The sequence below is a fragment of the Corynebacterium sp. MSK006 genome, assembly GCF_030232385.1.
In the GTDB taxonomy this organism is placed as follows: domain Bacteria; phylum Actinomycetota; class Actinomycetes; order Mycobacteriales; family Mycobacteriaceae; genus Corynebacterium; species Corynebacterium frankenforstense_A.
The window spans coordinates 1-13,548 of record NZ_JASPJZ010000002.1; the positions used below are offsets into that span (position 1 = coordinate 1).

Genomic DNA, 13,548 nt, shown 5'->3' on the forward strand with positions numbered 1-13,548 from the left:
GACGCGGGCTTCGCCCGCGGCGCGGGTCTCGCCCCCGCCGGAGCGGGAGCCCGTGCGCGCGCCGGCGCGCACCGGGGCGTCGTCAATCCGGCTGCGCCGGCCGGAGGTCAGTGCCTCGCCGCGGGTGCGGCGCGGGCGTCGGGAACCGTCGCGGCGGACGGCGGGGGTGTCGGGCTCGCCGATGAACAGCAGGCGGTCGAAGACGGGGCGGCCGTAGGACTGCATCGCGGAGACGGCCGCCGGCTCGTGACGGGCGATGTTGGCGAGGATGCCCATCGCCGCCAGGGTGATGATCGCCGAGGTGCCGCCCGCGGAGATCAGCGGCAGCTGGATGCCCGTGACCGGCAGGACGCCGACGACGTAGCCGATGTTGATGAAGGCCTGGCTGACGACGGTGGCAGTCAGTGTGCCGGCGACCAGCGCCTGGTAGTGGTCCGCGGCGCGCAGAGCGGTGCGCAGGCCGAAGAAGCCGAGCGTGCCGAAGAGGATGATCACCAGCGCGCCGCCCCACAGGCCGAGCTCCTCGCCGATGATGGCGAAGATGAAGTCGTTGCGGGCCTCGGGCAGGTAGAACCACTTCGCGCGCGACTGGCCCAGGCCGACGCCGCCGAGGGAGCCGTCGGCCAGCGAGAGGAAGCCCTGGTAGGACTGGAACGCCGTGCCGCGGGTGTCGGTGAAGCGGCCGAACAGCGCGTCGAAGTAGACGTGGAAGCGGTGCGAGCGGAAGCCGCCGCCGGCGAAGACGGCGACCATCGTGATCGCGCCGGCGCTGATCAGGCCGATCAGCCAGCGCTTGTCCACGCCGGCGAAGATGAGCACGAAGCCGACGACCAGCGCGAAGGCGACGGCCATGCCGAGGTCGCCCTCGGCCATGATCAGCAGCGTCATGGCGACGCCGATGGCAATGAAGATGGTGAAGGGGCTGCGCAGGCCGAGACCGCGGGAGCGGCGGTCGGCCAGCAGGTGGGCGCCGAAGATGGCCACGGCGATCTTCGCGGCCTCGGAGGGCTGCAGGCGCAACGGCCCGAGGACCAGCCAGGACTGGGAGCCGACCTCCTCGCGGCCCGTGCCGAGGCCCGGGATGAGCACGGCGATCAGCAGCGCCACGGCGATGCCGAGCAGCCACCAGGCGGCCGCGCGCAGGCGCCGCGGGGGGATCTTGAGCATCGCCCAGAAGGCGACGAGGCCGGCGAAGACCATCGCGGTCTGGCGGGCCGCGCCGCCCCAGACCGACGAGCCCTCGATGACCGACCAGGTCATCGAGCTGGACATGACCATCACGACGCCGATGCCCGTGAGCAGCAGCACCGTCAGGCGGATCATCAGGTAATCGAGACCCGGCCGGCTGTCCAGCGCGGAGAGGCCGTCGGAGACCTTCTTCGTCAGACTCATCTGGGCCCGTCCTTCCCGGTGACCTCGCGGGCGGCCGCCGCGAAGAGGTCCCCGCGCTGGCTCATGCCCGTGTACATGTCCAAGGATGCCGCGGCGGGCGCGAGCGCGACGGTTCCGCCACGCCGGGCGTGGCGGGCGGCGGCCTGACAGACCTCGGTCATGGCGGCCTCGGGATCGGTGGTCTCGACGGTCTCGACGGGCACCTGCGGGGCGAGGCGGTGGAGTGCCTCGGCCAGGATGGCCCGGTCGACGCCGAGGAGGACCGCGGCGTCGAGGTGCGGGGCCAGGGCGTCGACCATGTCGTCGACGTGGGCGCCCTTGAGCTGGCCGCCGGCGATCCAGACGACGCGGTCGACGCCCTTGAGCGCGGCGACCGCGGCGTGCGGGTTGGTGGCCTTGGAGTTGTCGACCCAGCGCACGTCATCGGCGACGAGCACGGTCTGGCCGCGGTGGCGGGCGACGTGGAAGCCGGCGAGCGCCTCTGCGATCGCGGCCGGGGCCACGCCCTGGCTGCAGGCCATGGCGGTGGCGGCCAGCGCGTCGAGCACCCCGGCGGGGCCGGGCGGGTCGATGCCCTCGGCGGGCGCGACATCGACGGGGCCGGCGCCGGTGTGGTCGACGATGCGGCCGTCGACCACGCCGACCTGGCCCGGGGCGGGCTCGCCCAGCGTGAAGCCGATGAAGCGGTGACCGTCGGCGGGCGCGGCGTGCACGGTCTCCCCGGCGGCGGCGGGAGACGCGCCGGCGTCTCCCGCGAGGAGCTCGCGCACGTGGGCGTCGTCGACGCCTGCCACGGCGACCGGCCCGCGCAGCACGCGCGCCTTGGACGCGGCGTAGGCGGCGAAGCTGCCGTGCCAGTCGAGGTGGTCGTCGGCGAGGTTGAGCAGCACCCCGGCGTCCGGGGTGAGCGTCGGCGCCCAGTGCAGCTGGAAGCTGGACAGTTCGGCGACGAGCACGTCGACGCGCTCCGCCCCGTCCAGCGCGTCGGCCACGGCGACGCCGATGTTGCCCACGGCCACGGCGCGCTCGCCGGCGGCCTGCATGCAGGCGGCGAGCATGCCCGTCGTCGTGGTCTTGCCGTTCGTGCCCGTCACGGCCAGCCAGCGCCGCGGGGCACCGAAGTGCCCGGCGCGGTCGAGGCGCCAGGCCATCTCGACGTCGCCGATGACGTCGAGCCCGGCCTCGGCGGCCGCCACCAGCAGCCCAGAGTCGGGCCGCCAGCCCGGCGAGGTGACCACGAGGTCGACGTCGGCGAAGCGCGAGCGCGCCTCGTCCAACCCGCAGGCGCGCACCTGTGCGCGCCCGGGCTGGGACGCGACGTCGTCAATCGAGGCCAGCAACCGCTCCCGGGCCGAGGCGTCGTCGTCGGCGACGGTGACCGTCACGCCGATGCCGGAGAGCAGACGGGCGGCGCCGGCCCCGGAGACCCCGGCGCCGGCGACGAGCACGTGGCCGGGCAGCATCTAGATCACTCCCCAGGTGGGCGTGGCGACGGCCAGGGCGTCGATCAGGCCGCCCTCGCCGGCGGCGTTGAGCCACTCGCCGTAGAAGATCGACATGCCGAGGCCGACGGCCATCGCGGCGATCAGCCAGAAGCGGATCGTCACGGTCGTCTCGGCCCAGCCCCCGTTCTCGAAGTGGTGGTGGAACGGCGCCATGCGGAAGAAGCGGCGGCCGGTGGTCTTGAACACGGCGACCTGGATGACCACGGAGGTGACCTCCATGACGAACAGGGCGCCGATGACGACCATGAGCAGCTCGGTGCGCGAGGCGACCGACAGGCCCGCGACCAGGCCGCCGAGGGCCAGGGAGCCGGTGTCGCCCATGAAGATCTTGGCCGGCGCGGCGTTCCACCACAAAAAGCCCATGCAGGCGCCGAGGCCGGCGGCGGCGAGCACCGACAGGTCCAGCGGGTCGCGCACGACGTAGCAGCCGGGCACGACGGTCTCGCCGCAGGAGTTGCGGTACTGCCAGAACGTCAGGATCGTGTAGGCGCCCATCACCAGGCTGGTGGCCCCCGCGGCCAGGCCGTCGAGGCCGTCGGTGAGGTTGACGGCGTTCGACCAGGCCGCGGTGAGCAGCAGGATGAAGATGGCGAAGACGACCAGGCCGATCCCGCCGCCGAAGGCGATGTCCGCGGTCGTGATGTCGCGGATGAAGGACAGGTTGGTGCTGGCCGGGGTGATGCCCTGGTCGTCGGGGAAGAGCAGGATCAGGATCGCGAAGATGACGCCGATGGCGATCTGCGAGGACAGCTTGGCGGTCTTGTTCAGGCCCAGGTTGCGGTGCCGGAAAAGCTTGATGAAGTCGTCGAGGAAGCCGACCAGGCCCAGCGCCAGCGTCAGCCCGAGCACGAGCAGGCCGCTGGCCGTGACGGCGTCGCGCCCGGTGGCCAGCCCGTAGATCGCCGTGGCGAAGTAGCCGCAGACGATGCCGAGCAGCACGGCGATGCCGCCCATCGTCGGCGTGCCGCGCTTGCGCAGGTGGGAGGCGGGGCCCTCCTCGCGGATCTCCTGGCCGAGGCCCTCGGAGCTGAAGTAGCGGATCAGCACCGGGGTAATGAATATCGAGACGAGGAAGCTGATCGTCGCCGCAATGATGATCTGGGTCACGGGTAAACCTTCTCGTCTAGCTAGTTCTTGCCGTCAATAGTCTTAGCAGCGCCGCCGCCGGGCGCTTCCGGCGGTCCCTGCAAGGCCGCGGCCACGCGCCACAGGCCCTGCGAGTTCGACGCCTTGACGAGCACGACGTCGCCTCGGCGCAGTTGCTTGCCGACGACCGCGGCGGCCGCCTCCGCGTCTCCCACCCGTTGGGTGGTGACCCCGCGCGCCTGGGCGGCGCGCGCGAGCTCGGCGACCGGTTCGGAGTGGCCGACGGCGACGAGGTGGTCGACGCGGTAGCGCTTGAGCTCGTCGCCGATGCGGGCGTGCTCGGTCAGGGCGTCGCCGCCGAGCTCGGCCATCTCGCCGAGCACGGCCCAGCTCTTGGCCTCCGGGCGGGCCGCCGCGGTGTAGGCCAGGGCCGCGATGCCGGCGCGCATCGAGTCGGGGTTGGCGTTGTAGGCGTCGTTGATGAGGGTGACGCCGTCGGCGCGGGTGTGGACGTCCATGCGGTTGGCGCTGGCGGTGACGTGCTCGCTGAGGGCGGCGGCCACCTCGGCCGGGGCGATGCCGGACTCGACGCCGACCGCGGCGGCCGCCAGGGCGTTGGAGACCTGGTGGGCGCCGAAGACGCGCAGGCGCACCGGGTGGGTCTCCACGGTGCCGTCGGCGGCGCGCACCCCGAAGGTGAAGGAGGCGCGCGCGACGTCGTCGAGCGTGATGTCGGAGGCGGTGTAGACCGCGCCCGGGGCGGGCGGCTCGGCGGCCGAGAAGGTCACCACGCGGGCCCTGGTGCGCGGGGCCATCGCGGCGACGAAGGGGTCGTCGCCGTTGAGCACGGCCACTCCCCCGTCCTCGGCCGCGGGCAGCGCCTCGACGAGCTCGCCCTTGGCGCGGGCGATGTTTTCGCGCGAGCCGAACTCGCCGAGGTGCGCGGTGCCGACGTTGAGCTCGACGCCCACGGCCGGTGGGGCGATGCGCGCCAGGTGGGCGATGTGGCCGATGTTGCGCGCGGACATCTCGGCGACCAGGTAGCGGGTCTCCTCCGTGCAGCGCAGCGCGGTGTAGGGGTGGCCGATCTCGTTGTTGAAGCTGCCCGGGGGCGCCACGGTGGAGCCGGAGCGGCGCAGCACCGAGGCGATGAGGTCCTTGGTGGAGGTCTTGCCGGCCGAGCCGGTCACGCCCACGACGGTCAGGCGCTCGGCCTCGGGGCGGTCGGCGCTCGCGAGCGTGTCGACGACGCGGCGGGCCAGGGCGCCGAGGGCGTCGATGACCGCGGTGGCCGAGCCGTCGGCGTCGTTGGCGTAGGCCTCGGCCGTGGCGTCGCCCGGGCCCTTCGGCTCGACGACGATCGCGGGCACGCCGACGGGGCGGGCCGTCAGCGCGGCGACGGCTCCGCCCTCGTTGACGGCCTGCGCGGCGAAGTCGTGGCCGTCGACGCGGGCGCCCGGCAGGGCCAGGAAGAGCCCGCCTGGGGCGATCTTGCGGGAGTCGAACTCCACCGGCCCGGTCACCCGAGCCTCGGGGTCCGCCCCGTCGTGGAGGGTGCCGCCGACGGCGTCGGCGACCTCGGCGAGTGTCAGCTCGATCATCGGTCGTTCTCCTTGTTGTCTGCCCGCGCCTCGAGGGCGGCGGCGAGTTCCTCACGGTCGTCGAAGGGGTGGGTCACCCCGCGGACCAGCTGTCCGGTCTCGTGGCCCTTGCCGGCGACGATCACGGCGTCGCCGGGGCGCGCCCAGGCCACCGCGGCGCGGATGGCCTCGCGGCGCGAGCCGATCTCGCGGATCTCCGTCGCCCGGCCATCGGTGACGCCGCGGGCGCCCTCGACGATCGCCGCGCGGATGGGCGCGGGGTCCTCGTCGCGGGGGTTGTCGTCGGTGACCACGACGAGGTCGGCGCCCTTGGCCGCCTCCGCGCCCATCAGGGGGCGCTTGGAGTGGTCGCGCTCGCCGCCGGCGCCGAGGACGACGGCCACCCGGCCGTCGACCTGGTGGTCCAGGGTGTCGAGCACCTCGGTCAGCGCGCCCGGCTTGTGGGCGTAGTCGACGACGGCGATGAAGTCCTGGCCGCGGTCCACGCGCTGCATGCGCCCCGGCACCGAGACGCCGCCCAGCCCGGCGACGAAGCGGTCCAGGTCGACGCCGCAGCGCTCGGCGAGCGCGACGGCCAGCGACGCATTGGCCACGTTGAACGCACCCGGAAGGGGCAGGTGGACGCCGCGGGGCGCGGCGTCGGAAATTGAAAGCTGAAAGTCCTGGGAGCCGTCGGCGGCGGCGGTGACCTCGCCGACGGTGACGTCGCCGGGCTCGCCGTGGGTGGCCACGGTGAGGGTGTCCGGGCAGAGGCCGGCCATGCGCGCGCCCCAGTCGTCGTCGACGCAGACGACGGCGCGGCGGGCGGACATCGGCGAGGCCGGGGCGAAGAGGAGGGCCTTGGCCTGGAAGTAGTCCTCCATCGTCGGGTGGAAGTCGAGGTGGTCCTGGGAGAGGTTGGTGAAGCCGGCGACGTCGAAGTCCACGCCGAGCACGCGGCGCAGGGCCAGCGCGTGGCTGGAGACCTCCATGACCAGGTGGGTCACACCCTCGTCGGCCATGCGGCGGAAGAGCGCCTGCAGGGTCGGCGCCTCCGGGGTGGTCAGCGAGGTGGGGATCTTGCGGCCGTCGATGCGGGTGCCGGTGGTGCCGATCAGGCCGACCTTCGCGCCTGCGGCCATGAGGCCGGCCTCGACGAGGTAGCTGACGGTGGTCTTGCCGGAGGTGCCCGTGACCCCGATGACGGTGAACTCGCGCGAGGGGTGGCCGTAGAGCTCGGCGGCGACGTCGCCGAGGACCGCGCGGACGTCCTCGACCTCCAGGACCGGGCGGGTCTCGCTGGCCTCGCACAGGATCTCGGCGCCGGCGGCGTCGGTGAGGACCGCGGCGGCCGGGGTCTTCGCGGCGAAGACGGCGCCGTGGGTGTGGGTGCCGGGCAGGGCGGCGAAGAGGTCGCCCTCGTTGAGGCGGTCCGAGACCAGGTCCACCCCGGAGACCTCGACGTCGCCGCAGGCCGCGGCGCCGCCGGGGGCGTGGATGACGGCTCCGGCGGTCTCGGCTATGCGGGTGAGGGTTTCTGCCACGGTCTTTCCTCCAGACGAAACGGGTGAGTATCTGACGGGACGAATTGGTTTGGGGCGGGGTTCTCGGGGTCTCTGTTGTCCGGGGCTCGGGCGCCGGCTCGGGCGCGGAAATTGTAGCCCGCTCAGCCGGCCTGCAGTATCAGCTTGCCCTCCATCGGTTTGGACAGCGGGACGTTGTCGCGGTTGAGCAGCCAGGATCCGATGTCCCGGTAGATCGGCGCGGCCGACTGGCCGCCCGAGCCGCCGGGCTCGACACCACGGTCCGGGTCATCGACCATGACCGCGATGACGTAGCGGGGGTTGTCGGCCGGGACGACGCCACCGAAGGTGATCCAGGAGTCCGACATCGAGTACGCGCCCGTGTTCGGGTCGACCTTCTGGGCGGTGCCGGTCTTGCCTGAGGTCTGGTAGCCCTCGATCGCGCCGTTGGCGCCGGTGCCCTGCTGGGCGCCGGACGGGTCCTCCTGGGTGACCGCGCGGAACATGTCGATGACGGTGCGGGCGGTCTCGGGGCTGACCACGCGGGTGGTGGCCGGGGCCTCCTGCTCGCGGACCTGGCCGTCGGGGCCGGTGACCTCGCGGATGATGCGCGGCTCGACGCGTTCGCCGCCGTTGGCCAGCGCCTGGAAGATGCCTGCCATCTGCAGGGCCGTCACGGACATGCCCTGGCCGATGGGCAGGTTGGCGAAGGTGCCGCCGGACCACTGCTCGCGGGTCGGCAGGAGGCCGGCGGACTCGTTGGGGAGCTCGACGCCGGTGGGCTGGCCGATGCCGAAGCGGTTGAGGTAGTCGGCGAACTTGTCCTCGCCGACGCGCTGGGCCAGCATCAGCGTGCCCACGTTGGAGGACTTACCGAAGATGCCCGTGGTCGTGTACGGCACGGTGCCGTGGTCCCAGGCGTCGCGGACCGTGACGCCGGCCATGTCGATGGATCCGGGGACCTGGTGGACCTCGTCCGGGGTGGTCTTGCCCTCCTCGATGGCGGCCGAGGCCGTCATGATCTTGGCCACGGAGCCGGGCTCGTAGGGCGCGGAGATCGTCGGGTTCTCGAAGTCCTTGCCCTGCTCGACCTGCTTCTCGACGTCGCCGTTCGGGTCGATGGTGCCGGTGTTGACCATGGCGAGGACCTCGGCGGTGTGCGCGTCGAGGACGACGGCCTCGGCGGACTTCGCCCCGGAGTTGGCCTTGGCCTGCTCGAGGAGCTGCTGGACGTAGGTCTGCAGCTCGAGGTCCAGGGTCAGCGAGACGCTCTCGCCGTCCTGGGCGGGCACCGCGTCGCGCAGCGTGCCCGGGATGACCTGGCCGTCGGTGGAGACGTCCTCGGTGGTGCGACCGTTGATGCCGGTCAGCGTGGCGTCCGCGGAGGCCTCGAGGCCGAACTGGCCCTGGCCGTCCATGGAGACGCGGCCGACGACGTTGTCGCCCACCGCGCCGTTCGGGTACTGGCGCACGTCCTGGTGGTCGGCGGCCACGCCGTGGAAGCGCGCGGCGATCTCGGTGGCGACGTCCGGGTCGACGTTGCGCACGAGCACCTCGTAGTGGGTGTCGGCGTGCAGCTTGTCGAGGATCTCGTCGGAGTCGACCTCGCCGGCGTCCTTCCGGCCGTCCTTGTCCTTGTCGGACTTGTCGTCCTTCTCGGAGTCCTTCTTGTCGGAGTCCTTTTCGGAGTCCTTGTCCTTGTCGTCCTTGTCGGAGTCCTTGTCCGAGTCAGCGGCGCCGGGGGTCTCGGCGTCGTCGGAGGAGCTCGCGGCGATCATCTCGGGGATCTGGTCCGCCATCTCCTGCAGCGTCTTCTCGACGGAGTCGTCGAGACGGCGGGCGACCTCCTCCTCGCTGAGGCCCTCGGTGGCGCCCTCGGCGCGCATCTCGTTGAAGTCCTGCTCACGCAGTTCCTTGCGCAGCAGGTCCGGCGAGACGGTCAGCGAACGGGCCTGCATGGTGTAGGCCATCGGGGTGCCGGAGCGGTCGGTGATCTCGCCGCGGCGGGCGGGCTCGACGTAGACGCGGGCGCGCTGCTCGTGGGCCTGCTCGGCCAGGGCCGGGCCCCAGACGACCTGCACCCAGCCGAGCCTGCCGATCAGCGCGGCGACCGCGATGACGACGACGACGGTCGCCCACATCAGGCGCCTGTCCAGCGCCTCCTTGTGTGTGCGGGGCCGGCCTGGTCGGCGGCGGCCTCCCCGCGTGTCCCAGGACGTCACAGCCCCTTGGTCACCTCACTCGGGTTCCTTCTCGATGGTCCTCTGTCGGAAACGGGCGCTACCCGCCCTCAGCGGGCGATGCCCGCCTGGTACGGCACCGGGTTGGACCGGGCGGCGGGGTTGTCGCCGGCCTCGGCCTGCCCGGGGGTCTGCCCCTGCGGGACCGGCGCGAGGTTCTCGGAGAGCCCCTGCGTCTTGTCCGGGTTGCTGGAAGCGACCGTACCGCGGGGGCTGTCCCCGTTGACGTCAATGATAGGCCGCGTCTCCTGTTCCGCCGGGCGACGCTCGGAGACCTCTCCGTTCTCGTCGACGGCGAGGACCCCGGCCTGCAGCGGCACGCCGAGCTTCTCGGCGGAGGCGCGCTCGGCCAGGCCCGCGGTGGAGCGGGCGTCCTCGAGGTCGCGGTCCAGGGTCTCGATGCGGTTGTCCAACTCCGCCTCCTGGGCGGTCAGCTGCTGGATCTCGAAGGTCTGCTGGGTGCTCAGCCCCGACAGCCACATGGACACGCCGACACCGGCGATGAGCATGCAGAACGCGAGGGTGACCATGCGCCACCAGCGCGGGTCGGCGCGCTGCGTGGCCACGCGCCGCCCGCGCACGGAGACGACCTGGCGGGAGCCGAGGCGACCGGACTGCCGGCGGGCGGAGCCGTGCCGGTCGAGGCGCTCGCGGCGCCCGGGGGCGGGCTTCGGCGCCGGGACGGTGCGGCGCGGGCGCTCGTCGTGACGGGGCCGCGGGGGCGCGTACGTCGTGCCGGCGGCGGTCCGGGGACGCGACGTGACGGAAGTCGGGCTCATCGGGTCTCTCCCTCGGGGTTGAGGCGTTCCAGGGCACGGACACGTACCGAGGCGGCACGCGGGTTGGCGGCGGTCTCCGCCTCGTCGGCCTTCTCGGCGCCGTGGGTGACGGCGCGGAAGGCCGGGGCGGTGCCGGGCAGGTCGACGGGCAGGCCGGGCGGGGTCGTGGACGTGGTCAGCTCGCGCACCGCGTGCTTGACAATGCGGTCCTCCAGGGACTGGTAGCTCATGAACACCGCACGACCGCCGGCGCGCAGCCGGTCGGTCGCCGCGGGGATGGCCGCCTCGAGGGCGTCGAGCTCGCCGTTGACCTCGACGCGCAGGGCCTGGAAGGTGCGCTTGGCGGGGTGGCCGCCGGTGCGCCGGGCCGGCGCCGGGATCGTCTCGTAGAGGAGCTCGACCAGGCGGCCGGAGGTGGTGAACGGCTCGCGCTCGCGCTCGCGCAGGACCGCCGAGGCGATCTTGCCGGCGAAGCGCTCGTCACCGTAGGTCTTGAGCACGTGGGCCAGCCGGCCGTGGTCGTAGGTGTTGAGCACGTCGGCGGCGGTCATCCCGCCGCTCTGGTCCATGCGCATGTCCAGCGGGGCGTCGACCCGGTAGGCGAAGCCGCGCTCGGGGCGGTCCAGCTGCATGGAGGACACGCCCAGGTCGAAGAGCACACCGGCCAGGCCGTGTTCGGCGGCGATGCGCGCCACGGTGCCGGGACCGGCGACGTCGTCGGGCGCGGCGTCGTCAATCTCCCCCGGGGACCACGGGCTGCGCAGTCCGTCGGCGACCTCGCCGAGACCGTCGAAGCGGGTGTGGTACGCCTCGAAGCGCGCGCCGAAGCGGGCGAGGCGCTCGCACGCCTCGCCGAGCGCCTGGGTGTCGCGGTCGAGGCCGATGACGTTGAGCTGCGGGAACTCCTCGAGAAGGCGCAGCGTGTGCCCGCCGGCGCCGAGGGTGGCGTCAACGAGGACGGCGTCCGGGCCCGCCGCCTCGACGGCGGGGCGCAGCAGGTCGGTGATCCGGTCGATCATCACGGGGACGTGGCCACGGTTGGCGGTCAGCGCGGCGGCGTAGTCCTCCGCGTCGGTCTCGTGCGCCCCGGCCGTGTCGGTGCCGGCGGCGTGGTGCTTCGTCATGGTCGTTCTCCCCCTCTCCCGGGTCCGGCCCACGGGGATCCGTGGGGTCGGTTGCTGTCCGTGCTGGTCGGCTGAAGTTGTCGTGGTGGGTGGCTTCCGGCGGTGTGGTCGCCTGGGGCGCGGGGCTCGCGGGGTGCGTCCAGGGCCCCGCCCGGGGGACCGTTCTGATGTCGGGGAAGTACACCAGAGCCGGTCGACCCCGGACGGAGCCCGTGCACGCGCTCCGCGGGTCGGTGTGCAGTTGTCTACAGCAGGCCGCCGAGGACGTCGTCGGCGTCCGCGGCCGAGAAGGCGTCCTCCGTCTCCCGCTGGTAGGCGGCCCAGGACTCGGAGTCCCAGATCTCGAGGAAGTCGACCGAACCGATGACCACGCAGTCCTTCGTCAGGCCCGCGTACTCGCGGTGCGCCGCCGAGAGCGTGATCCGCCCGTGCCCGTCCGGGCGCTGCTCGTCGGCGCTGGCAGCCAGGTTCCTGATGAACGCACGGGCCTGGGGGCTCGTACGGGAGACCGCGGCGGCCTTACGGGCGCGGGCCGCGAACTCCTCCCGGGGGTAGACCGCGAGACTGTGGTCCTGCCCCTTGGTGATCATCAGCCCACCGGCGAGCTCGTCACGGAACTTCGCCGGCAGGGTCAGCCGCCCTTTGTCGTCGAGTTTGGGCGTGTAGGTACCGAGGAACATCCCGGCACCACCTGCCTTCGCTCGCTGATAAAGAGGATCCGGTTGTCCTTCCACGGAGGTGACGTCATCTCGACCACCACCAACCGCTGAGCCCCACTTTAACCCACTTCCCCCCACCAGAACGAGAGGGAGCGCGAACCACAGCGACGTCATTTAACGTAGCCGCAGGTAGATGTGGGTAAATCGAAGTGGGACGGGCGCGTCACCTTAAATCACTTCAGTCACATTAGCCCCATCTTTAACATCAACACGTTGCGGCTGGTCTCGCAACAGCTCCCCCACTGCCGTCAAAAATCCCCATGAGTCGGCTCTCGCAACAGGTTGCGGAGCCTAAAAGCCCAGGAAAGGCGTCGATCGGCGCGCCGTGGGCCAGAAAACGGCGCGCGGGAGACGTCACGCGCGCCGGCGAGGGGCGGAAGGTGGGGCAAAGTGGGGGATCCGGGTGGGGCGAAGTGGGGCGGGGCGGTGACCGGCGCCGGGGACCCACCGAACACACGAAAAACCGGTCGATGACGCAGCGTCATCGACCGGTCAGGAAAGCCGCCCCCGGGAACGGGCGGGAAGGTCTACGGAGGTCAGTGCCCCTCGAAGCGGCGGCGGAAGTCGTCCTCCATGCGCCGGCTGAAGCCGGAGCCCTGCCGGCCCCCGCCCGTGGCCGCGCGCGGGCGCGAGCCGGAGCGCGCGGAGGTCCGCGAGCCGCCGGCCGAGCCGCCGCCGCGCAGCATCCAGATGCCGGCGCCGAGCATCACGAGGAAGCCGGTGACGCTCAGCGCGATGAACCACAGGGACTGCTGGGCGAGCATCGCGCCGCCGAGCAGCATCAGGAGGCCGAGCACGCCGAGAGCCACGCCGCGCAGCGTGATCGACCCACCCGGGGCACCCCCGGTGAAGCCGGAGTCGTCACCGACCGACGACCCGAACTTGGGGTCGTCGGCGAGCAGTGACTCCTCGATCTCGCGCAGCGTCTGCTGTTCCTGCTCAGAAAGCGCCACAATTCCTCCACGTGAGTTCTTGGCCGGGACGTCGGTCACTGGACACAACTCCCGACCGAGGTGGAAAGTTCCCGCCGCGCCCGATGAGCCTCAGGCGGCGGCGAGATCCCCCTCGCCGTACTCGATCTCGGCGATGAAGTCAGCGACCGCGGCGATCAGCTCGTCGACCACGACCTTGTCCACCCCCGATTCTAGCCCCGAGAGCACGCGGGACCGCAATATTGAATACCGCGAGAGACGTTTGGCCCACTCCTTCTCCCCCGGCCCGACCAGACTCAGCCGGTCCCAGGCCCCGGTGGGCAGGCGGCGCCGCCCGGCGACCGGGGAGTCGGCCACGCGGGCCCCGGCCGCGCGCAGGCCGGCCTGGTAGGCGTACTCGAGGGCCTCGCGCAGGCGCCCGGCGGCGCGCTCGCGGGCCGCCTGGGCCATCAGGCGGGAGGCCTTCGCGAGAAACAGCGCCGAGCGCGACGGACGGTTCGAACGGTAGGCGGTGGCGGAGATCAGCTGCGGCATCGTGGGTCACCTCGTCGCTTTCTTTCGTGTTCTCTTCTGCGGTTTTCCTTATGTCGTAGACGGTATTCCCCCACCGCGACACAGCCCTCCGATAATTCACACACCTGTTCGAATCCGTTCGAATAAACGGCCCT

11 protein-coding genes are annotated in these 13,548 nt (G+C 72.3%); all 11 read right to left on the bottom strand.

Annotated elements, in window-relative coordinates:
- Nucleotides 1-1,392: FtsW/RodA/SpoVE family cell cycle protein (locus QQA02_RS01415; protein WP_284863055.1), on the bottom strand; the 1,392-nt coding region annotated here is incomplete at its 3' end.
- On the bottom strand, nt 1,389-2,855 hold the full coding sequence (murD, locus tag QQA02_RS01420; RefSeq protein WP_284863056.1) for a UDP-N-acetylmuramoyl-L-alanine--D-glutamate ligase: 1,467 nt from the start codon (nt 2,853-2,855) through the stop codon (nt 1,389-1,391). The genes murD and QQA02_RS01415, both read right to left, overlap by 4 nt.
- Nucleotides 2,856-4,004, bottom strand: a complete 1,149-nt coding sequence (gene mraY / locus QQA02_RS01425; RefSeq protein WP_284863057.1) for a phospho-N-acetylmuramoyl-pentapeptide-transferase — start codon at nt 4,002-4,004, stop codon at nt 2,856-2,858.
- A 20-nt stretch (nt 4,005-4,024) separates the two neighbouring features.
- Entirely contained in the window at nt 4,025-5,584 is a 1,560-nt protein-coding gene (locus tag QQA02_RS01430; RefSeq protein WP_284863058.1) for a UDP-N-acetylmuramoyl-tripeptide--D-alanyl-D-alanine ligase, read from the bottom strand.
- Nucleotides 5,581-7,107, bottom strand: a complete 1,527-nt coding sequence (locus QQA02_RS01435; protein ID WP_284863059.1) for a UDP-N-acetylmuramoyl-L-alanyl-D-glutamate--2,6-diaminopimelate ligase — start codon at nt 7,105-7,107, stop codon at nt 5,581-5,583. The genes QQA02_RS01430 and QQA02_RS01435 overlap by 4 nt, the downstream gene beginning before the upstream one ends.
- A 122-nt stretch (nt 7,108-7,229) precedes the next feature.
- Entirely contained in the window at nt 7,230-9,227 is a 1,998-nt protein-coding gene (locus QQA02_RS01440; protein ID WP_284863060.1) for a peptidoglycan D,D-transpeptidase FtsI family protein, read from the bottom strand.
- A gap of 149 nt (nt 9,228-9,376) precedes the next feature.
- Nucleotides 9,377-10,105 carry a cell division protein FtsL gene (gene ftsL, locus QQA02_RS01445; RefSeq protein ID WP_284863061.1) on the bottom strand — a complete coding sequence of 243 codons (729 nt, stop codon included), beginning with the start codon at nt 10,103-10,105 and terminating at the stop codon, nt 9,377-9,379.
- On the bottom strand, nt 10,102-11,229 hold the full coding sequence (gene rsmH / locus QQA02_RS01450; protein WP_284863062.1) for a 16S rRNA (cytosine(1402)-N(4))-methyltransferase RsmH: 1,128 nt from the start codon (nt 11,227-11,229) through the stop codon (nt 10,102-10,104). The genes ftsL and rsmH overlap by 4 nt, the downstream gene beginning before the upstream one ends.
- Before the next feature lie 245 nt (nt 11,230-11,474).
- The gene (gene mraZ, locus QQA02_RS01455) at nt 11,475-11,909 is read right to left on the bottom strand and encodes a division/cell wall cluster transcriptional repressor MraZ (RefSeq protein WP_075664213.1); all 435 of its coding nucleotides are present in this window, start codon (nt 11,907-11,909) and stop codon (nt 11,475-11,477) included.
- A 575-nt stretch (nt 11,910-12,484) separates the two neighbouring features.
- Nucleotides 12,485-12,901 carry a DUF3040 domain-containing protein gene (locus tag QQA02_RS01460; protein ID WP_284863063.1) on the bottom strand — a complete coding sequence of 139 codons (417 nt, stop codon included), beginning with the start codon at nt 12,899-12,901 and terminating at the stop codon, nt 12,485-12,487.
- A gap of 90 nt (nt 12,902-12,991) precedes the next feature.
- Nucleotides 12,992-13,414 carry an SAV_6107 family HEPN domain-containing protein gene (locus QQA02_RS01465; protein WP_284863064.1) on the bottom strand — a complete coding sequence of 141 codons (423 nt, stop codon included), beginning with the start codon at nt 13,412-13,414 and terminating at the stop codon, nt 12,992-12,994.
- Between the last annotated feature and the right edge of the window lie 134 nt (nt 13,415-13,548).

Bases quoted from the DNA above. Each gene is read 5' to 3' on its own strand.
- QQA02_RS01430 (WP_284863058.1), bottom strand. From the start codon at position 5,584: ATGATCGAGCTGACACTCGCCGAGGTCGCCGACGCCGTCGGCGGCACC.
- rsmH (WP_284863062.1), bottom strand. From the start codon at position 11,229: ATGACGAAGCACCACGCCGCCGGCACCGACACGGCCGGGGCGCACGAG.
- ftsL (WP_284863061.1), bottom strand. From the start codon at position 10,105: ATGAGCCCGACTTCCGTCACGTCGCGTCCCCGGACCGCCGCCGGCACG.
- murD (WP_284863056.1), bottom strand. From the start codon at position 2,855: ATGCTGCCCGGCCACGTGCTCGTCGCCGGCGCCGGGGTCTCCGGGGCC.
- QQA02_RS01440 (WP_284863060.1), bottom strand. From the start codon at position 9,227: ATGTGGGCGACCGTCGTCGTCGTCATCGCGGTCGCCGCGCTGATCGGC.
- mraZ (WP_075664213.1), bottom strand. From the start codon at position 11,909: ATGTTCCTCGGTACCTACACGCCCAAACTCGACGACAAAGGGCGGCTG.
- QQA02_RS01465 (WP_284863064.1), bottom strand. From the start codon at position 13,414: ATGCCGCAGCTGATCTCCGCCACCGCCTACCGTTCGAACCGTCCGTCG.